The sequence below is a fragment of the Nocardia sp. NPDC003726 genome (assembly GCF_053586955.1).
Map to the genome: position 1 here is coordinate 284,698 of NZ_JBSFNF010000001.1, position 21,622 is coordinate 306,319.

Below are 21,622 nucleotides of genomic sequence, written 5' to 3' on the forward strand. Positions count from 1 at the left end.
ACGACATGCCCATATCACAGGAACGCATTCGCGAACTGCTCGACGCCGACGAACCGGACTATCGCGCCGCGGCGGCCGAGGTCGGCGGCGACGGTTTCGATGCGCTGACCATACTGGTGGCCGATCCCGAGCCCGCGGTTGCCGCGCGCGCGGCCTCGCTGCTCGCGACGATCGCTGTCGACCGGACCCACAGCGCCGCGGCCGTGCCGGTACTGACCATCGCCGCGCAGCACGCCGATCCAGGCACCCGAGCCGCGGCGGCGCTCGGCGCGACATCGGCCGGTGACGCGGCGAAAGATCTCATTGCCGAGTGCCTCGGGGATGCCGACGCCGGTGTGCGGCTGATCGCGTTCCGCGGACTGACTCCTCCGTTGGACCCGACGGTCGCCGCGGCGGTACAAACAGTCGCGGCGGCCGATCCCGCGCCCACCGTGCAAGACCTCGCGATCGGCTTGTCCGCGCGCAACCCCGACCCAGCGCTGGCCACCGAACTGCTCGCGAGCGCTCTGGAGTTCGCCTTCGCGCGTCTGGCCGAGCTACGCGGCCTGCTCGCCGACGTCCCCAGTTTCGCCGCCGGCGTTGCTGTCCCCGGGTTCGCGGATGCGGGCGGAGCGGTCGCGAGCCTGCTCGTGGCCGCGAATGCGGCACTGGACCTGGTGCCATCTCGGATCGCGGCGCTCGACCTTGCCGGAGCCGCGCTGCAGATGGGGATCGCGCTGAAGGCGATCGGCGACGCCACGGCAGCGGTCGGTGGCCTGTCACTGACCGGTCTGCTGGCCACGAGGATCGGTTGGGATGCTGTGGTTCCACGCGGCCTCGCCGCCCAGCTCGGGCTTCCGAAGGCCGTGCCACAACTGCGGGTCGCGGACGGCGCCCTCGAGTACACGCTCATCGCCCCTGGACGCAGTCTGTTCGCCGCACCGGTCGGCGTGAGGTTCGACCAAGCGAAGGTGACCGTGCGGCTCGGAACGACCGGGCAGAAACCGGACTTCGGGATCAAGTTGGCGTTGACCGGGCTCTCGGCCGGTGTCGGAGGCGGCGCCCTCGCCGCGCTGTTCGCCGGTGCGGCAGGCTCATTCCAGGCTGACGCGGTCGTCGGCGTCGAGCTGGGCCGGGGCGTGACGATCGGCGGCGGTACCCGCGTCGTATTGCCCGCCAGGGCGAAGGAGGGCCCGATCGACGTCCGCGAGATCGCCGTCGAGCTGCCTGCGGGTGTTCCGAACACTGTCGACGTCGGGGCAAGACTGACCACCGAGCTCGGCGTTGTAGTCGCGACCGTCGACGGGGCGGGCGTGCACCTGCGCATAGATCCGGCGGCCGTGCGCGACGGCGTGAACCCCGTGTCGGTCGCCGTCCGCGAGCCCACCGGGATCGGCCTGCTGCTGGACACCGGAATCGTGCGCGGCGGCGGGTATCTCGGCATCCGCCCCGGTGGATTCGGGGGCGCGCTGCAGCTGCGCATGGGACCGGTCGAGATCAAGGCGGTCGGGTTGCTCACGCTGGATCCGGAATTCGCGCTCGTGATAGTGATGTCGGTGGAGTTCCGCCCACCGATGGACCTGACGTTCGGGTTCACCCTCAACGCGGTCGGCGGCATTCTGGGCATCCAGCACAGCCTCGACAGCGATGCGCTGCGTGCGGCCATGGCCGACGGCGCGCTCGACCACATCCTGTTTCCCGCCGACCCCGTCGCAGCGGCACCCGCCATCCTCAGCACCCTGGAGCGGGTATTCCCGACGTCGCCGGGATCGATCGTCGTCGGGCCGATGCTGGAGCTGGGCTGGGGCCGGCCGGTCAGCTTCCTGACCGCTCAGGTCGGTGTGATCGTGTCGCTGCCCGATCCGCGCATCGTGCTGATCGGGCGCGTGCGCGTCGCGCTGCCGACCCCCGACGTGCCGATCGTCGACCTGCGGGCGCTCGTCTACGGCGAGATCACTGCCGACCACCTGCTGGTGTTGGTATCACTCAACGGTTCCAGGATCGCCGGGTTCGCCGTCGGCGGCGACATCGGCCTGTTGTTGCGATGGGGCGGATCACCCGAGATCGCGATCAGCGCGGGCGGATTCCACCCGCGCTACCAGCCGCCGCGAGAACTCGCCGGAATGACACGGCTGAACATGGATCTCTCGCCCCCGGCGATCCTGTCACTGCGGGCGGAGGCCTACTTCGCGGTGACAACGAACAGTGTGCAGCTGGGTTCACGGGTGGAGATGTCGGCCGACGTCGGAGTGGCCGATATCAGTGGGCATTTCGCGTTCGACGCGCTGGTGCTGTTCTCGCCCTCCTTCTCGTTCCTGATCGACGCCAACGCCGGTCTCACCGTGCACGTGTTCGGAACCACCCTCGCGGGCGTCTCGCTGACGCTGCATCTGTCGGGCCCGGCGCCCTGGCGGGCGGCGGGCAGCGCCGAGGTGGAGGTCCTGTGGACGAGCGCCGATATCGACGTGGGCCCGTTCACCTGGGGTGACAACGACAACCCGCCGCCGACCCCGGCGGAGCCCCGCAAGCTCGTGCACGCCGCGTTGCATCGCAATCCCGGAGCGTGGCAGGCATTGTCGCCACCGGACTCCGACCGCGTGGTGCGGCTGAAGACCGCGCCGCCGAGCGAGGTCGAGGTGACGGTGCACCCGATGGGGCTGTTCGACGTGCGCCAGCACGCGGTGCCGCTCGAGACGATCGTCACGCGGGTGGGTGCCAACCCCGTCCCCGAGGGGCAGCGCCGGGTACACCTGGGGGTGCCGCTGGTGAACAACACACCGGTCGGCGCGGTGAGCCAGGTGACCGACTCGTTCGCGCCGGGTTCGTATCTCGACCTCGCAGAAGATCAGAAACTGTCGCGGCCGAGCTTCGAGCAGATGCCCGCCGGTGCGCGCATCCGGCCACCCGGTGAAGGCGCGAACTTCGACGCTGCCCGCGAGACCCAATCGCGCTACGAGACGTTCGTCTGCGACGACGACGAGTTGCTCGGACTCCACCTCATCGGCACAGACACGTTGTTCGCCTCGACCGCGTCCGTGGCGTTGCACGCAGGGGCCGCGGCGCGCAGCGAACTGCGCGCGCGCAGCCGGTATTCCGCCGCCCGCGATCCGATCGTGCTCGCCGATCCGGCCGAGGTCACGGTGGTGTCCAAGGCGACTGTCGCCACGGACGGGCAGTGGCAGACCTATACCCACGCGGCGGAGCAGCACCTGGCCGCTGACACCCAACTCGCACGGCTCGGAGTTTCCTGATGGCCGACACCCTGGAATCGCTTGCGGGCGCGAGGTTTCGCGCCGACGACGTCATCGCGGCGCTGCAGCAGCCGCTCCCTCCGGAACAGATCGTGCTGGACCGTTACGTGTTCATGCCGCACGCGCGCACCGGCATCGCCGCCGCGCTGACGACGCCGTTCGACTGGAACCTGCCCAGCCGCGCAGCGGTGGAGCTGAAAGTGCCGGTCGTCGACGAGCGCGGCTCGGTGGACGCCGAGATGCGTGTGCGCGTCTACGGTCCCGCCGACGTCCTCGAGGTCGATCCGCGTCAGGTGATCCGGGCCTTCCCGAAGGACGACGCCGTCGACGCCGAGGTGGACGACCTGGTGCACGTCGAATTCGACCGGCCCGACCTGCCGTGGCTGTTCACGCCCGCGGGGCCGGACGAGCAGGGCCGGCTGGTGCCCTGGCTGACACTCGTGGTCGCACAGAAACGACTCGTCGAATTCGGCGAGCAGCGCGGATCGGTGCGGGTGGCGCGGATCCGACGCGACCAGTTGCAGCCGCTGCACGACGCGTGGGCCTGGGCGCACGCCCAGGTAACGGGCGCCAAGGCCGCTGACGCCGAGACCGAACCCACACTCGAACGCCGCCTCGGCGAGGCGAACGCCGCGCACAACCTGAGCCGGCTGGTCTGCCCGCGCCGGCTCGATGACAACACCGCTTACACCGCGTGCGTCGTGCCGACGTTCCTGGCCGGCGCACAAGCAGCGCTCGGGCTTACTCCGGTGACGACGCTCGCGCCGGCGTGGGGCACAGCGGCCGACTCCACCGCCGGCGACCCGCTCGACATGGTGACGCTGCCGGTCTACTACTCGTGGAGTTTCGCCACCGCGCAGGACGGCAATTTCGAGAGCCTGGCACGGAAGTTGCGGCCTCGGGTGGCACCGCCCGGGGTCGGGCGCCGCCGGGTCGACACCACACATCCCTGGCCCGAACTCCAACTGACGGCCGAGTCCCAGGGCGCGGAGATGGTGGTGGCCGGTCCGGTCGTGTCGCCGCAGAAACCGGAGTCCGTGCCGGAGGAAGAATGGCCGACCGAGGCGGACCAGCAGTGGCCCGGCGATGTCACCGACACGCTGGTGTCGACGCTGAACCGGCCGGAGCGACTCGCGCACGCCGAGGACCCCGGGCCGCCGCTGGTCGGACCGCCGCTCTACGGCGCGATGCACGCGCGCCAGCCTCGGATCGAGATGGCCGAACCACAGTTGTCGAGCCAGCCGCAATGGTTCCGAGAGCTGAACACCGATCCACGTAACCGGATCGTCGGCGGGCTGGGCACGCGGGTCGTCCAGGCCGAGCAGGAGGATCTGATCGCCGCAGCCTGGAACCAGATCACCGGCATCGAGGCGGCCAACCGGGCGCTGCGGCTGGCGCAGCTGGCAAAACACGTCACCGCTTCGCTGCACCGCCGTCACTTGTCCCGGTTCACCGACGCCGCTGTCCTCGCGACGACCGAACGGGTGCATGGCAAGGTGCTGGACTCGCCTGGTCGCAGCGTGTGGGCAGTCCTCGGCGCGTCCAGCCTGCCGCACGCGGTGACGGCAGGCGCCTTCCGTCGGCTGTCGCGGGTGCGCGGGCCGATCGTGAAGACGGCGGTGCGCGAGGCGGCGCTGCGCCGAGCCCGTGTCGACGCGCTGACCGTGCTGCCGGACCGATTCACCCGCAACTGGGTCGCGAAATACGTTGCGCCGGACGGTATCCGCGCGTTGAGCGCCGCGGCCAGAGCGCGGCTCACCGCCGGCCTCGCCCAGGCGGTCGACCCACAGGTCGACCGCGACACCCTGCTGGCCCGTTGGCAGGAGTCGTTCACCCAGCCGACGCCGTCGGAGCTGTTGACGCCCGAATCGCTCGATCAGATCCCACAGGACCCGGTCCCGCTGGGCCGACACATCATCGAGTCGCTCGGCGCCCGCTTGGTCCGCACCGCGCCCGATGATACGGAGATGGAACACAGCGCGGACGCCGCCGCCAACGGGCTGGCATTCGCGACGATGCTCGGCGAGATCGTCGCAGGCGCCGACATCGTCGGACTGCTCCAGTTCCCCGTCGCTCGCGCGGACGCCGAGCGGCTGCAGCTCGAGCCGCTCGGACCGGCACGCGAATCGGACCAGGTATTCGTCTCACCGGTCGCACTGCGAGACTACGCAGCTCGCGCCAGGGAGTGGGCAGTGCGGTGGGAGGCTACCGCGCTGGACGAAGAGTTCGCGCAGACCGCAACCCGGTTGACCGGCATGATCGGCGACAGCATCGACGTCGGCGGCGGCCGGATCTCGGCGGCGCTGCGCGCGATCGCGACCAGCGTGGTCATCGATGATCGGTTCACCGCACCGGCACGGGGGCGGGTCAACGCTCCGGCGCTCGAGCTCGTCCGCAAGCTGGATCCCGCCCGCACGATCCCGGCCCGGGTCTCGGCGCGACTGCACCTCGGCAGCGGCCGATTCCCGAACTGGCTGCGGCCGGACTGGTTCGATGACCTGCAGGTCGAGCCGGTGATGGCGCACCCGCGCTTCACCTACCCGATGTACGAGCCGCTGCACCGCTACGACCGCGAATGGATGGTCCCAGGGCTCGGGCTGATCGAGTCGCCGGATATGGCGACGTTGCTGCTCACCAACAACCGGTTCATCGAAGCCTATCTGATCGGCCTGAACCACGAGATGGCGCGCGAGCTGCTGTGGCGCGAGTTCCCGACAGATCAGCGCGGCACCTACTTCGACTCGTTCTGGACCGGCGCCAAGGAGCTGGTGGCAGATCTGCACGAGACGGCTTGGCATAGTGGCGGTTTGCGGTCCCATGTCGATCCGCACCTCGACGGGCAGCTGGTCTTCTTGGTACGTGGCGACCTCATCCGCCGCTACCCCGGCGTCGTCGCGCACGCCGCGCGCGAAGCCGCCAGCGACCGCGGCATCCCCGTCTTCGAGGCCGACTCTCCGATCAAGACCCTCTTCCACGTTCATCTGCCGCCCAACCTGCTGCTGGTCGGGTTCGCGATGCCACGCGAACGCATCGATACGCCAGGCGAGAAATGGTGGTTCACCTTGTCCGAGAATCCGACAGAGCCGCGCTTCGGCCTCGACCCGTCCCGTGACGGGCCGATCACCCGAGACAATCTGGTGTGGACCGACCTCGGCGTCAACCGGCCCGGCGGGTTCCTCGACGCGACCACGCACACCGACATCGCCTTCGACAACTGCCGCTGGGGTGCGTCGAGCGCGCAGACGGCGTATCTGCTCTTCCAACTGCCGGCGCGAGCCGCGTTCCTTGCCAAGAAGATGGTCGCGGGGGCGGTGCTGTGATGGCCGAACTGGGGCGAGCGCGGATTCGGCTGGCTGCCGCCACGGCCGAACGGTCGAAGCTGATCGCTTCGCTGAACGAACAGGTGGCGCAAATCTCCTCGGCACGAGGATATCTCGGCGAGATTCAGGTATCCGGCGCACCGGGCGACCGCGACGCCGCTGCCGCTCGGGTCGATGAACTGGTCGAGCAGCGCGCCGCGGCGGCTCGGGCGATCAGTGAGCTCGACGAGCGGGTGCGGCTCGAACTGGGTGGATTGCTGGGCAACACGTTGCGGCTCGACGCCGACCTGCCGTTGGCGCTGCTGCCGGTGCGGGTGGAGACCCGCTCGACCGAGGACGGCGCGCGGCTGCGCGTGCGGATCTACCACGACACGCTGCACTCGGAGTCGCTGGACGAGGGCTTGTCGGACGTTGAGCGCGAGGCGGGCATCACGTACTGGACCGCCGTGTGGCCGGATCCCGCCGCGACCTCCGCCGCATGGCAGACGCTGCTGGCCGCGACGGGGAGACGCCGTGCCACGTGGGTGGCCGAAGCGCTGCGCCCGCGCAACCTGGCGCGGCGGCCCGCCGACCCACCGGACTTCCCGGCGACGCCGCCGCGCACCGCCCGCCCACCTGCGGCGCGCACCCTGCCGGACCGGTTCTACGTCCGGATCGAGCAGGACGGGGCAGCGCCGGTCACGGTGGCGGGCAACGCGATACCGGATGAAGTGCCCACCGGCCTGACCGACCGCGACGAGCTGAGTGCGCTGCGAATCGAGGGCCGGGACCTGCCGCCGATCGATGAGTCGCTGCGCTGGCTGGTCGACTACGACGAGGCGGTCCGTATCGGGATGGCCGTGACCGTCACCCTGCCGCGGCCGGGGGTGACCGTACGCAGGCTGCTGGTATTCGGCGTCCGCGCCGCTCTGGACGGCGCGGCAAGTGCGCAACGGCTCGAACAACTCCTGCGCTCGCACCAGTTCACCGACGGCGCCGAATTCGTTGCGCAGGGTACGCCGACGAACAACACCGAGTCGGCGCGTTCGGGGTGGAGCAAATCGACCCCGCCCGCTCCGCCGGACACCGACATCTCCGCTGCCGCGCCGGGCTCGAACGCTGCGGTGACGGCAGCCGCGCTCGGCGTCTCCCCGTCATCGACCATGTCCTTGGCCGGCGCCGATGGCCGCGAGCAGGCGCACGCGGCGGCGTTCAACACGGCTCTGTGGGCGACGACCTGGGGTGAGGCGATCGAGCACCTCACCCCGGCCGGTCGCGCCAACGGTGATCGGCGGCTCGACAGCGCCGCGCTCGATGCCGTGCGTAACCATTGGATTCACCATGTCCGCGGGCGCGGGCCGCTGCCGGTGCTGCGGCTGGGCAAACAGCCCTACGGGCTGCTCCCCGTCGTCCGAACCGACGAGGCATGGCAACCGCTACGCGGTGGCTTCGTGGAGAACCGGCTGGTCCCGTTCATCGACCAGCAGGTTCGGCGGATATGGGAGGACGGGCTTGGCGACGTCGCGACGGTGATGAACCAGCCCCTCGACGACGCGTTACCACGGATCCTGGGCACGGACGCCGTGCTGCGCGGCCTGCGGGTGCGCACGGCGCTCTCACCCGACCCGATCGTCCGCGGCGCGATGGCGTTGACGCTGCCGGATCTCGGCGATACCCGCAGCGGCCGCGAGATCACGAAGACGCTGCTGCTGCTCGCGGGCGTCGCCGACAACGCGCTCGACGACAACGATCTGCTCGGCGCCATGACCCGGTCGCTGGCCCTGCCGCTGGCGCACGACTCCGATCCGGCGTTCGTCGAGGCGCTGCTGCGCGGCGAGCCGCCCGGCGGGCCCAAGAGCGTGCTGCAGGTGCTGCTGGCGCATGCGGCAGCGGTCGAACAGCACGCCCGCGACTCGGTGCTGCCAGTCGGGCGGGCCGGTCTGCTGCACGAGATCATCGGCGAGAGCCGAACCGATTTCGACCGCGACCTCGTCGGGGCAGCCGTCGACTCGCTGTTGGAGGGCCGCGGCTGGGACGACCCGATGGTATCGGCGGCGGCAGTGCACATCGAGGAGCGCGTCGGACGGCTGGATCCGCGAACGATCGCCGATCGCAACCCGATCCCGGCGCTCGCGCCGCGCTCTACCGTGCAACGGGTCGCGGGCAGACAGGTGCGGCTGGAGCTGTTGACCGGCGCGGCGGGCCTGCAGGTGATCGGCGAGCTGCTCCTGCGGACCGGCTGGGGCGCGCGGTTCCGGTCGGCGCTCGAGACGATCGCGGGAATCGACTCGCTCGATGAGCGCCGGCTGTTGCTCGCCGAGACGCTGGACTGCTGCTCGCACCGCCTCGACGCCTGGATCTCCGCCGCGGCCGCGCGTCGGCTCGCCGACGTGCGGTCGAGCCGGCCGCGGGGTGCGTACATCGGCGCGTACGGATGGCTGGAGAACATCGAGATCCGCGTGCCGGCCGACGCGGGGACCGTCGACGGCCTGGATGTGCTGCAGGATGGGGCGGACGGCGGATACGTGCACGCGCCCAGCCTCACCCACGCCGCGACCGCCGCGGTACTGCGCAGCGGCAGGCTCACGCATCGCCGCGGCGACCCGAACACCGATGCGCTCGACATCGACCTGTCGAGCAACCGCACACGCGACGCGCTGTCGTTGCTGGAAGGGATACGCAACGGCCAGTCGCTGGGCGCGCTACTGGGCTACCGGCTGGAGCGTCGGCTGCACGAACGCTCGGGCGGTGAACTCGAACTCGACCGTTTCATCTATGTGCTACGCACACTCGCTCCGCTGCGGTCGGGCAAGCTCACCGAACCCGGCGCACCGGTACAGGAGGGCTTGGCAGCGTCGGATGTGGTGGACGGCCTGCGGCTGATGGCAATCGACCCGCAGCTCATCGCGCAGAAGCTGGAGGAAGGCCCCACCGACAACCGGTACATCGACCAGTGGGTGCCGCCGCTTCCCGACGAGTCGAAGGCGGTGCTCGCCGCAATCGCCGAACTCGAGCACACCCACGACGCGGTCGCCGACTTGCTGCTGGCCGAGTCGGTGCACCAGCTGGTCTCCGGGAACCCCACCCGGGCCGCGGCCGTGCTCGATGTGCTCGGCGCCGGAGAGGCCGTGCCGCCCGACCCCGACGTCGTCCGCACGCCCCGCACCGGGGTACCGATTCAGCACCGGATCGCGATCGTCGTGCCGGACCCGTTGCCGTCCCGGGTGCCCGGGTGGAGTCCGATGAGTCCACGAGCAGCGGCCGAACCGCGACTCGAGGCGTGGGCGCAGCGGGCACTACCGGACCCGTCGACTATCCCGATCGTGCCCGATCGTGCGTTGAACGTCGCCTATTCCGGCCTGTCCGCCCTCGACATGCTCTACGACAGCGACGGCGACAACGTCGGCGCCTCGACACTGGTCCGCCGGCTACGGGTGCGGTTCCCCGATCTCGGCGACGACTTCTCGGCACTCGCCCCCTACTGGGAGCTGGCCTCGATGCTGCGGGCTTTGTTGACCGGCGGGCGCGCGCTCGACGTGGCCGACCTCGGCCGCCCGCTCGCCGCGGCGGACGTGGGCCGAGCGCCTGACACTGCCGAACTGCTGGCCCGGGCGCGACAGGCCACCGATCAACTGAAAGCGGCTGCGACAGGGGTCGATCCGGAACCGATGCTGCTCCGATTCGGTGTGCGTGCGCCGGTCGGGGCGGGTGCGGCCGACGTCGGCGAGCAGGCCGCGACCCGGCACGCTCTGGTCGAGGAAGCCGAGCAGCGAGCGGCGGCGGCGGCCGCTCTGCTGGCGAGGGTTACCGTGGACATGCCGGCGAAGTCGGTGGTGGAACTGGCGACCGAGGCGCTGCGCGTGGTGTTCGGCGGCGAGTTCCGGGCAATTCCTCTGCTGTTCGCACCGAGGGCCGGCGAAACCGACCTGTGGTCGGGTGCGGTCGGTACCACCGCGGTGAACCCGCGGCCCGGGGCGGACCTGCGGCCGTGGCTGGAGCGCGCCGGGCGGATGCGCGCGCACACCGGCACATTCGGCGAAACGCTGCTCGTCCGTGAAGCATTCGGCATGCATCCCCGGTTACGCGCAGTCCAGTCGCCCGCCGGGGCCTATGGGTCGTGGGTCGGCCTACCGTTCCCCGAAGGCCATCCGCCGATGGTGCCGCTGACGAACACGGTGGTCGAGGTGGCCGGGCCGCCTGGCGCCGACCTCTCCGGCGCAGTGGCGGGCGTCGTGCTGGACGAGTGGACCGAAGTGCTGCCGCGGCGGCTCGAGCGGCGAGATCCCACCGACCCGGACGCCGCACCCGAACTGGTCGACGTGACGACGACCGCGATCGCGCTCAATGCCAACGCACCCGGCTCCCGTCCGCCGCAGGCGATCCTCCTGGCGTTGTCCGCGGACGGCTCGGACTGGGACGCCGACAAGCTCGTGGCGGTGCTCGACGAGACGATGGCCTTGGCCAGGATGCGGCTGCTCACCCTGCAGCAGCTGCCCTACGCCGGGCGATACCTGCCCGCGCTGTACTTCCGTGACTGGTCGCTGCAAGGTGAGCCGGTGATCGAATGGGCGAAGGTCGCGACCGAGTTCGACGCAAGAAGCGTGCTCGACTATCTCGAGGCGGAGCAGTAATCATGGCAGCCGACTTCATTTCCGCTCGGGAACTGACCGAGATGCCGGTCTTCGCGCTGGCGGACCCCCCGACATGGACCCGGCTGGAGCCGCAGAGCAGTTCGGGTGACCCGAGTCCAGGAACCCAAGCGCGCGTGCACGATCCGCTGTGGCTGATCGGCCGGCAATGGCAACTCGGTGAATTCGAGGGAGAAGACGCCGGTACGCCGCTCACCGTGCGGGTGGTTACCGCCACCACGGCGGTGGATCGGTGGGCGGCGCGTGACGACACCGCGGGCATCGCGTTCGGCCGCGAGCGTCAGGAGTTGTTGGAGCCGTTGGTCGAGCGCGAACCGGTGGGCGAGGTTTCGCCAGGCCTGCGGGCACGTGCGGAGGCGGCGGCGGCGTTGCTGGCCGCGCTCGCCGACGCAGGGCTCGGTGGCCTGCGCGCCGACGTCGTCGTCAACTGCCCGCTGGATCTGGACCCGCTGCATCACCCGGACGGCACGCACGCCGCGCTCGATCCGCACTGGCTGCGGCTGGCGCGGCTGCTCGATGGCCGTGGCATGGCCGATGGGGAACTGATCGCCGACGCGTTGGGGGCGGCGGCGCCGGCGCTGCCGGCTTGGCTGACGGGAGCCGATGAGGCGGGGGTACGGGCAGTGACCGATCCCTGGCTGTCCTGGTATCGCGCCGAGGTGTCGCCTCCGGCCGGTGGGACGGATGCCTGGGTCGGGCCACGGCTCGAACATTCCTTCCGGATCGGCGCGGGCGACGTCGTCCTGGATGCGCCTTCGCATTCGGGAGGCGATGTCGACTGGTACAGTTTCGAACCCGCCGCAGCGGGCGCGACGCTGTCCGAGCCCGTCGGGGCGCGCGCCGCTGCGCCGCCGCAGCGCCGGGTGCATGCGTTGCTGGCAACTCCCTTACGCTACCCGGGCATGCCCGCCGATCGGCTGTGGGAGATGGAGGACGCGGCGGTCAGCCTCGGTGTGGTGGAGAGCGAGCCGTGGGATCTGGCCCGGTTGTTGGTGGCCGAGTTCGCGCTGACTTACGGCAACGACTGGCTGGTGGTACCGGTCGACGTGCCGTTCGGTTCGTTGACCACCGTCGAATCCGTGGTCTACACAACGACCTTCGGCGAGCACTTCGTGGTGCGTCCGACCGACGTGACCAGCCCCGACAGTCGATGGCGCATGTTCACGATCACCTCCGATGACGGAGTGACCGCGGACGGATTGCTGGTGCCTCCTGGCGCGGTCGCGGTGCAAGACGGACCGGCGGTCGAGGAGGTTCTGTTCCTGCGTGACGAGATGGCGAACCTGGTATGGGCGGTGGAACGTTCCGTCGAAGGGCCCAGCGGGCTGGCCCGCGATCGCTCCCGCGAACACGACGACCCGCCCGCACCCACGCGCGGACCGGTGACGCGGGCCGCACTGGACTATTCGCTGCAGACGGGGGTACCAGCGCGCTGGATCCCGTACGTGCCGCGCTCCACCGGATACCGGTCGGTCGAGCTGGTGCAAGGTCGCATGCCGCGTCCCGACGGCACACAGGCCGAGCCGCAGGGCCGCTTCCTCGCTCGGACCGACACCCGCGAGATCGCCGATGCCGAGATCCCGCGCGAGGGCTTACTCATTCGCCGCCAGCCGAGCATTACGCGCCTACCCGACGGCAGCTACCTGCGCTGGACAACTCGGCGTGTCGGTGTCGGACGCGGCGAAGGCGCAAGCCAGCTCGCGTTCGACTCGGCTATCGCGCGGCGCCCGGCTCAGTAGGGCGACTAGCGATGACGGCTGGAATGTTCGCAGGTATGTCCGGACTGCCGCAACGGTATTCAGCGGCTGCAAATGGTGGGCGGCGACAAACGGGAGCCCGAGGCTCCCCGCGATTCGGGCGGTGTGGTCACCGCTGCCGAGCATCCAGATTTCCGGTCTGTTGCCTACGGCGGGCACCGCCGCCGCTCGGCCGCCGTCGTTGTCCGCCTCGAACAGCGCGAGCAGTTCCCGTACCTGATCGTCGAATGGTGTGGCCGTGCGTTCCTGTTCGCTGCGCACGCGGTCGGCGATGTCGCGAGGTCCGCCGAGGGCACGCCCGAGACCGAGATCGATACGTCCGGGGTGGAAAGCCTCCAGCGTGCCGAACTGTTCAGCGATCACGATGGGAGCGTGGTTGGGCAACATCACTCCGCCGGCTCCGACCCGTATCCGCTGTGTCACCGACGCAATGCGTTCGGCGACAACTGCCGGTGCCGCGCTGGCCACGCCTGGCATTCCGTGGTGTTCGGGCACCCAATATCGGTGGTAGCCGAGATCGTCGGCCAGCTGCGCCAGTTCGATGCTGTTACGCAGCGCCATGCGCGCGTTCGATAGCTGCGTGATGGGAGCCGTGTCCAGAACCGAGATGTGAACCTTATGCTGATGTTTCATCGTCGAGGGTCCCTTCCGCGGCAGGATCCCGCGCTTGTCCAGTTCCGACCGACATGCACCATCCATCGTGCGCGAGGTCTCCATCCTCCGAGTTCGGGGCTCGATCGGTGGATAGCGGGAGCGGGATCCACTGGGACGGGCACACCGACACACCTCTGCGGTACTCGGGACGGATCCACGACCCGAAAGCTGAGAAGCCGTTTCGAACTCCGACAAGAGGTGATGGCGGCGGGCAGGACGAGCGGGGCGGTGGAGTGAAGGTCCACTAGCCCTGCGCGGGAGTGGTGTCGAGAGCGCGCAGCTGGCCAGGGTCGATCGCGCGCAGAACCGCCAGTGAGGCGGTGACGGCCAGGTCGCAGGCCGCGCCGATGTCCGCGCCGTCGACGATGACCGCCCGGTAGGCGATGTCGAGGCTGATGCCGAGCAGCATGGTGGCGAGGGTGTCGGCGCCGCGGCCGATGGGCGTTCCACGCTCGGCGTAATTGGCGCGCAGTTCCTCGGCGACGCGGGGTTCGAGAGCGGCCGAGAGCCGCCGCCCGGGATCGGTGTCGTCGTATCGGTTGTCCAGCAGCACGCGGAAGCCGCGGGGGTGGCGGCGCGCGTATTCGAACAGCGACTCGATCGAGTACCTGGCCCGCCTACCGTAGTTCATCGTCTCGCCGTGATCGTAGATCTCGAACATCCAGGTGGTGAGTTTGTCGAGTTCGCGTTCGATCACGGCGTGGACCAGGGCGTCGCGCGAGCCGAAATGGGCGTAGAGCGTCACCCGCGAGGTGTCGGCACGGCTGGCGATGGCGTCCATCGTGGCGCGATCGACGCCGACCTCTGCCATCACCGCACACGCCGCGTCCAGCAGCTGTGTGTCGGTCGGACGGTTGCGAGTGCTGCGGCGCGCGGGCGGGCCTTTGCGCCGATCCCGGTGCCCGCTCTCGGTCACGTTCCTCCCCTCTTCGCCTGACGAAGCTCTCGATGCGGCGCCACCTCCGCAGGAGTCGGGGGCGTGGCATCGCGAGCGTCAGTTCCGCGCCGGATTCTCCGACGCGTCCTCGAGGTTACCGAAGTAGGCCGCTTCGACCTTGTCCCGGCGCTCCCGCAGCTCGGTCGCGGAACCGGTCAGCGCTGCCCGGCCGTGGTGGAGCACCACCGCCGAGTCGGCGATCGACAGCGCGAGTCCGATGTGCTGCTCGACCAGCACCACGGCCATGTGCTGGTCGTCGGCGATCTCACGCAAGCGAGGCAGCAGCTCTTCCACCGCGATGGGGGACAACCCGAGGCTGAGTTCGTCGATGAGCAGTACTTTCGGCCCGCACAGAAGGGCTTTGGCCAGGGCGAGCATCTGCTGTTCACCGCCGGAGAGCGTGCCGCAGCGGCGGGCGCGCAGCGTGCGCAGCTTCGGGAAGTAGTCGAGCACGTCGTCGAGAGCGGGACTGTTCTTGCGACGGGAAAGGCGTAAGTTGTCCTCGACCGAGAGGCGGTGGAACACCCCGCGGCTGTCGGGCACCAGGATCACGCCGCGGCGCGCGTTGCGTTCCACGCGCCGGTCCAGAGGTTCGCCGAGCGCGGTGACGGCGCCGGAGATGATCGGCAGCGCACCGACCGTCGCCAGCAGGGTCGTGGTCTTACCCGCGCCGTTGGGGCCCAGCAGGGCGAGGATCTCACCCGCCCTGACCCGCGCGCTCAGTTCGCGCACCGCGGGGACGCCGCCGTAGCCGACGGTGAGCCCTTCGATACTCAGGACGGGCTCGGTCCGGGACTGGACGGGGCGGGTCGCGGCGGGGCTGGTCATTCGTTCTCTCCTGCCGGCCGGTCGGCCGTCGCCGGTGGTCGCGCGTCCTCGCCGTGTGCGGCGGTGCCCAGATAGGCGGTGATCACGCGGGGGTCCTCCCGAATCCGAGCTGGTTCGCCGCTGGCGATGACGACGCCGAAATCCAGGACGTACAGGCGGGCACAGATGTCGAGCACGAGCTGCATGTCGTGGTCGATGAGCAGCACGCCGATGCCCGAAGCCGCGATCCGGCGCAGATGCTGCCCGAATTCCGTGCTTTCGTGGGTGTCGAGCCCGGCAGCGGGTTCGTCGAGCAACACCACCCTGGAGCCGCCGACGAGGGCGCGGGCGACGCCGACGAGTTTCTGCTGCCCAAGGGTGAGTTCGGTGGGGCGAAAGCCGCCGACACCGGGCACACCCACCAGATCCAGTGCGGCCTCGATGGTCTCGCCCGGTGGCGCGGACCGCCCTACGATGTCGGTCAGCAGGGAACGCAGACCGGTGCGCTGCAGCGCGACGGCGAGGTTCTGCTTCACGGTCAGGTCGCCGAACAGTTCTCCGGCCTGCCAGGTCCTTGCCAGTCCGGCGCGGCGGCGGCGATGCGGTCCGAACCGGTCGAGCGCGACGCCTTCGAGGGTGACGTGCCCGGTCGCATCGGTGAAGCCGGTGACCGCGTCGACGAAGGTGGTCTTGCCTGCGCCGTTGGGCCCGATCAGGCCGACGATTTCGCCGGCGCCGACGGTGATGTCGATATCGGAGTTGGCGGCGACGCCGCCGTAGCGCACCGACAGTCGCTCGGTTCGCAGTAGGGTCGTGGTCTCAGACATGTGCCGCCGCCTTCTCCTGTGCGCCCGGCGCCGGTGCGGCCGCGGGTTCGCCGCCTGATCGGCGGGCGATCACCGCCTTCAGACGGTGTGTCGTCCCGGTGATCGCCCCGGCCACGCCGACCGGGTTGAGCACCGCCATCAGCAGCAGCACGCCCGCGGCGATGAGCTCGTAGTACTCGCCGAGTTCCAGTGTCTGGTTGAGGAATACGTAACCGACGCCGAGCGGGCCCGTGATCCCGGCGATGAACGCGCCGGTGACGGAGGTGATGCCGCCGACGTAGGTCATCGCGAGCACCGTCAGGCCGATCATCACCGTGAACGACCCTGCCGAGAGCTGCCCGCGGCTGTAACCGATGAGGCAGCCTCCGACGCCGGCGAGGAAGGCCGAGACGGCGAAGCCGAGCAGCTTCGTCTTCGCGACGTCGATGCCCACCGAGGCCGCCGCCCGCTCGTTGGAACGCACCGCCAGCAGCGCCCGTCCGGTGGCGCCGCCCATGATCCGCATCACCCCGAGCGTGCAGATCGCGACCACCGCCAGCACCATCAGGGCGAACCGCAAGGTGACCAGGTCGGTACCATCCCGGACTCCGAGATCTACGCCGAACAGGGTGGGGTCGGCGATGAGATTGCCCTGCGCCGGTGTCAGCGACGGATTGTTGAACACGAAGCCCTGGATGGCCAGTGCGGCCGCCAGGGTCACCACCGCCAGCTGGGCGCCGCGGATGCGCAGCGCGGGCACGCCGACCAGGATGCCGAGCGCGGTGGCGACCAGCGCCGCCGCGATCATGCCGAGCGGGAACGGCACGTGCCAGTTGTTCGCCAGCTTCGACAGCGCGAATCCGGAGGTGCCCGCGAAAGCCATACTGGCGAGGGAGATCTGACCGAGGTAGCCGGTCAGCAGCACCAGCGAGAGCGCGATGAGCGACAGGATGATGGAGGTGACGACGCCGAACCGCCATGTGCCCGTGGTCGAGACGATGGCCGCGAGGGCGATCGCGACGACGGTCAGCGTCGGCGCCAACCGGATCCGGGGGATCGTGACGGCGGGCATCTGCACCGACCCGAGCGAACCGCGCGCCGGGATCCTGCCGCCGAGCAGGAACAGCGCGATGATGATGATCACGAAGGGCACCGCGTCGCCGAGCCCGGCCTGGGCCCAGTTCGGCCAGAAGTCTTTGGTGTCGGCCCACAGGATGACTGCCTGGAACGATCCGAGCACCAAGCCGGCAGCGCAGGCCACGCCGAACGACGCGAGCCGCCCGACCAGTGCCGCGGCCAGCGCGGGTATCACGTAGAAGGTGTAGCTCGTCTCGTTGAGGCCGATGGTGTAGGCGGCGAGGACGCCGATGAGCCCGCAGGCCGCGCCGGTCATCACCCACACGATCGCGGCCAGCCGGTCGGGCGAGTAACCGGTCAGCCGTGCCGCGAGTTCGTCCTCGGAACCGGCGCGAGTCGCGATCCCGACGGTGGTGAGCGTGAAGTATGCGCGCAGCCCGACCGCGACGGCGATCGCGACGCCGGCCAGGATCAGATCCGACACATTGACCGTCGCACCGGCCACCGTGACGGTGTTCTCCGGCAGAAGCGGTGTCGCGAAGAGGTTTTCGGTGTCGAACCGCAACCCGACGAGGGCCTGGAGGAACAGCATGAGCCCGACCGATGCCACCACTTGGGCCAGCACCGGCGCCTTGCGCAGCGGCCGGAACACCAGCAGGTGCGCCAGCAGCGACCAGGCCGCCGCAGAGCCGACGCCGAGCGCCGCGGCGACCACCATCGGTGTCGGATGGTCGGCGGTGCCGAGGGAGAGACTGCCGACGGGCAGGACGAAGGTGCCGTCGGTGCGCAGCGCGGCCACGACATATACCGCCCACAGTGCGAAAGCGCCCTGCGCGAAATTGATGATTCCCGTGGCGGCGTGCACGCCGACCAGCGAGGAGGCGAGCACCGCGTATACCGCGCCGGTCGACAGACCTAAGAAGACGAATTGCAAGAACTGGGCCATGTGATCCCGATTTCTCTTGAATGGCCGAGGTGGAAAGGGGCGGGCCGCTCGAGTTCGAACGGCCCGCCCCCGGTCACTTCGGTCGGCTACGCCGCACCCGGAATCAGCTTCAGAACTTCGGGGCTCGGCGTGAGGAAGCCACCGGTCACCGGCGCCTGCTTCTTGTCCGCGGTGACCTCGAACAGCAGCATGTCCGTGGTGCAGTTCGGGCTGGTCGGCTTACCGCAGTTCAGCTTGGGACCGAGAAAACTCTGGTAGTCGGTGAGTCCCTTGAGCGCGGCCGTGATCGCGGGTCCGGTGAGTTCGGCCGGCTGCTTCGCGGTAAGTGCCTGGGCGAAATCGACCAAGGTGGCGAAGGTGCCGTAGGCGTAGAAGCCCGTCGTCCCGCCGGCGTTCTCGATGAACCGTTCGGCGATCTTCAGATTGGATTTCGCGGGCTCGGGAGCGGCGTCGACGGCGGGCGGCAGCCAGACCGGCGAATAGGCCTGCGAGCCGACAGCCTGCGGACCCAGCACGTCGACGAAATCGGTGCAGGCGGCGAGGAAGATCGTGCCCGTGTACTTCACCGACTTCAGCGCCTGGGCGAGCTTGTTGCAGGTGTTGTCGTTGGGTGAGGTCATCAGGCCCCCTGCGGCGGGATTGCCGTCGGCGATAGTGGAGGCCAGCGCGGTGAAGTTGGGGGAGGCGGGCGGGTAGTAGGCGCTCTTGACGTCGATGCCGAGCTGCTTTCCCAGCGGGGCGAGGAGCTGGTCGAACACCTGATGCGCTTGGGGCAGATCGGAATTGACCAGAGTCAGCGAATTCTTGCCGGCCTGCTTGAGCGACTGCAGGAAGCCGACCAGGAAGGCCGCCGGGGGCGGGCCGAAGAACACCCGGTTCTCGGTGACCGCTCCGGTGGCAGTGTTGAAGGGAATCTGGCCGATCAGCGGGATTCCCGCCGAGCTCAGGATCGGCATAGCGGCCGCGGATTCGGCGTTGTAGCCGTCGATGGTCGCGACCACCCCGGCCTGCACGAACTGGTTGGCGCAGGAGATGGTCGATTCCGGTGAGGTGTTGTCGATTCCGCAGTCGACGACTTCGATCGGGCGGCCGTCGATGCCGCCGATCTGCTTGTTGATGTATTCGATCGCGGCGTTCTTGCCCGTGGTCACGCCCGGCTGGGTCGCCGGTCCCTTCGACGGGTTGAACAGGCCCACCTTGATCGGTTCGCCGTTCGCTACGACCCCCGGCGGAATGGACGATTCTCCGGTGGCGGACTCGCTGTCGTCACCACACGAAACGACGGAGAACGCGCATGCCGCAGCCAATGCCGCAGCGGCGATTCGACCGGTTTTGATACTCATAGTGAATGCCTTTCCAGGCCGGTCGCGGTTCCGGCGCGCATGCCGAACCGTCCCGTCGAGCTGCCAATTCGACGCCGCACCGCACCTCGCGCGATTCCGACGACCCGATCTGCTCCTGTGATCTGGGCCACCTGAAGCTAGCTCAGCCTTACAGGGGTGTCAAGCTTCGATTCCGGCAGGGTTTCGGCAGGAGAGCGGCACATTCCGACCGGACCGACCGAAGCCGGTCCCGGCAGGACGCCGGCCCGTTCGGCGACGATATCGATGTCGCGGTGCGCGCGGAGGCCGGTCTCGTCGCAGGCATGACGCCGGCTCCCGGCAGACTGCCGATCAGCGTGAGGCGGGCGGGATGCTCTGCTCGTACTGGAAGACGTTGTCGGGGTCGTACTTCGCCTTGATTTTTCGCAGATGTTCGAAGTGCCGGCTCCCCCAATAGGCGGTTTCCCATTCCTGCATTCCGACGTTCGGCACGTTCACGTAGGCGCCTTCCACGTAGGGCCGCAGCGCCTGGCTGAACTCGGCGATCCAGGCCTGGGCCTGCGGGGTCAGCGGGTCGCTGACGCCTGGTTGGGTCGAACGAGTCCCCCAAGCTGCGCCGATCTCACCGTAGAAAAGCGCGTCGCGATGGACGAACGCGCTTCCGCCGCGCGGCTCGCTCTTGATCGCGCCGCCGAAAGCGTCGACGAAGTAGTTGCTGTCCTCTGTGGGAGCGTTGCGCATGAAGGAGCCGATGATGTCGATCGCCATCTTCGGCAACGGCTCTTTGACGAACTGCGAGAAGAATTTCCAGTTCGCGGGCTCTTGCGCGAGCGGAATCTGCGCTCGCGCGAAAATATCGCCCCAATTACCGACCTGCACCGTGACGTCGGGCGTGCCGACCGACAGGATCGGAGCGAGCATCTCTCCGGCCTGAGCCGCCTCCCCCTCCACAAGCCACGCGGACAGCAGGATCTGGGACTTGTGGATCTCGAGCTCGGATCCCAGACGGCTGTCGGCGGACGGCACCGTCCGCTGCCATGCCTCGAAGACCCCGTCCAGGTCACCGAGTCCATTCCAGGTCGCCTGCACATTGGCCAGCCGCGTGAGTGAATACACCTGGTAGGTGAGTTGTGTGACGATCCCGAAGTTGCCGTTCCCCGCGCCGCGCAGCGCCCAGAGCAGGTCCGAGTGCTGCTGCGAATCCACGTTGATCACCTCGGCGCAGTCTCGACCCGACGCGACGACGACCTCAGCCGCCATCAGGCTGTCGCAGGCCATGCCGAGCCAGCGGTTGAGGGGCCCGAGGCCACCGCCGAGCGTCGCCCCGCACACGCTCACGCTGCCCTCACTCCCGGTCGTGATCGCAAGGTTCTGCTCGGCGAGCGTCGTCACCGCCTCTAACTGGTTCAGCCCGGCGCCGACCGTCGCGATACGAGCGCCGGGATCGATCCGGACCGACTTGAGCCGGCTGACGTCGATCACGATGCCGTTGTCGACGTTCGACCAGCCCTCGAGGGCGTGGCGGCCGCTGCGCACCCGCAACGCGACGTCGTGCTGCCGCGCCCACGTCAGGGCGTTCACCACGTCCTGAGTCTCCTGCGCGAAGACGATGACCAGCGGGTAGTGCGAAAAGAGCTGGTCCCAGCCGAGGCGTGCGTCCGTGTAGGACGCGTCACCGGGACGAACGATGTGACCGGTCAGCGTCGCGGGCGGGCATTCCGGACTCGCGTACGCGATATGCGGAGTGTCTGCGGCGGTGAGGCCCGAAACGGCGACCGCTCCCACGCCGGCGGCCGCCGACCCCCTGAGCAGGTCACGACGAGAAAGATCGCTCAAGTCCAGGTCCTCTCGATCGGGCTACGCCACCCGGCTGCTAAGGGAACTCTTACCCGCCGATCGCCGGGCAATCCGCCGTAGTCGATTCCCGAACGGTAACGGTGTGACGTGGCGGTGTCCGGGCCGCGTTGTTGGCGGATCGTTCCCCTGATGGCCGTTGCGCTCCGGCGCGGCCGAGGCGGATGCGCTGATGGAGAACCGCAAAACTGGATCATCGGGGAAAACATCGCGCGCCCAGCGTCGCCGCGGCGACCATGACGTTCGATCAGCCCGCCGCGCAGGGCTCATCGATCGAAGCCGTT

The 21,622-nt window shown here is 69.4% G+C and carries 11 protein-coding genes; 4 read left to right on the top strand and 7 right to left on the bottom strand.

The genetic code is table 11. From position 1 onward, the window contains the following. Positions 1 to 5: 5 nt before the first annotated feature. Genes ACWDMM_RS01380 through ACWDMM_RS01395 form a run of 4 tightly spaced genes read left to right on the top strand, consistent with a single transcriptional unit; the run spans position 6 to position 12,917 of the window. Positions 6 to 3,230, top strand: coding sequence for a DUF6603 domain-containing protein (locus ACWDMM_RS01380; RefSeq protein WP_449935408.1), 3,225 nt, complete (start codon positions 6 to 8; stop codon positions 3,228 to 3,230). Continuing rightward, positions 3,230 to 6,550 carry a hypothetical protein gene (locus ACWDMM_RS01385; RefSeq protein WP_449935410.1) on the top strand — a complete coding sequence of 1,107 codons (3,321 nt, stop codon included), beginning with the start codon at positions 3,230 to 3,232 and terminating at the stop codon, positions 6,548 to 6,550. Before ACWDMM_RS01380 ends, ACWDMM_RS01385 begins: the two co-directional genes overlap by 1 nt. Beyond that, positions 6,550 to 11,160 (top strand): hypothetical protein, encoded by a 4,611-nt coding sequence (locus tag ACWDMM_RS01390; RefSeq protein WP_449935412.1) that lies wholly within the window; start codon positions 6,550 to 6,552, stop codon positions 11,158 to 11,160. Before ACWDMM_RS01385 ends, ACWDMM_RS01390 begins: the two co-directional genes overlap by 1 nt. 2 nt (positions 11,161 to 11,162) lie before the next feature. After that, positions 11,163 to 12,917: a hypothetical protein gene (locus ACWDMM_RS01395; protein ID WP_357462255.1), complete on the top strand. Its 1,755-nt coding sequence runs from the start codon at positions 11,163 to 11,165 to the stop codon at positions 12,915 to 12,917. On the opposite strand, the gene ACWDMM_RS01400 is transcribed toward ACWDMM_RS01395, so the two are convergent. The 7 genes from ACWDMM_RS01400 to ACWDMM_RS01430 form a co-directional block, all read right to left on the bottom strand. After that, on the bottom strand, positions 12,804 to 13,568 hold the full coding sequence (locus ACWDMM_RS01400) for an MsnO8 family LLM class oxidoreductase (RefSeq protein ID WP_449935414.1): 765 nt from the start codon (positions 13,566 to 13,568) through the stop codon (positions 12,804 to 12,806). The two genes, ACWDMM_RS01395 and ACWDMM_RS01400, sit on opposite strands and share 114 nt — an antisense overlap. 265 nt (positions 13,569 to 13,833) lie before the next feature. Then, positions 13,834 to 14,505 (bottom strand): TetR/AcrR family transcriptional regulator, encoded by a 672-nt coding sequence (locus ACWDMM_RS01405; RefSeq protein WP_357206008.1) that lies wholly within the window; start codon positions 14,503 to 14,505, stop codon positions 13,834 to 13,836. A 78-nt stretch (positions 14,506 to 14,583) separates the two neighbouring features. Then, on the bottom strand, positions 14,584 to 15,354 hold the full coding sequence (locus ACWDMM_RS01410) for an ABC transporter ATP-binding protein (RefSeq protein ID WP_195081342.1): 771 nt from the start codon (positions 15,352 to 15,354) through the stop codon (positions 14,584 to 14,586). Next, entirely contained in the window at positions 15,351 to 16,160 is an 810-nt protein-coding gene (locus tag ACWDMM_RS01415; protein WP_195081343.1) for an ABC transporter ATP-binding protein, read from the bottom strand. Before ACWDMM_RS01415 ends, ACWDMM_RS01410 begins: the two co-directional genes overlap by 4 nt. Then, a complete protein-coding gene (locus tag ACWDMM_RS01420; protein WP_195081344.1) occupies positions 16,153 to 18,162 on the bottom strand; it encodes an ABC transporter permease in 2,010 nt (669 codons plus the stop codon). The genes ACWDMM_RS01415 and ACWDMM_RS01420 overlap by 8 nt, the downstream gene beginning before the upstream one ends. 86 nt (positions 18,163 to 18,248) lie before the next feature. Then, positions 18,249 to 19,505 carry an ABC transporter substrate-binding protein gene (locus tag ACWDMM_RS01425; protein WP_449935420.1) on the bottom strand — a complete coding sequence of 419 codons (1,257 nt, stop codon included), beginning with the start codon at positions 19,503 to 19,505 and terminating at the stop codon, positions 18,249 to 18,251. Positions 19,506 to 19,835: 330 nt separating this feature from the next. Next, a complete protein-coding gene (locus ACWDMM_RS01430; protein ID WP_449935423.1) occupies positions 19,836 to 21,320 on the bottom strand; it encodes an FAD-binding oxidoreductase in 1,485 nt (494 codons plus the stop codon). Between the last annotated feature and the right edge of the window lie 302 nt (positions 21,321 to 21,622).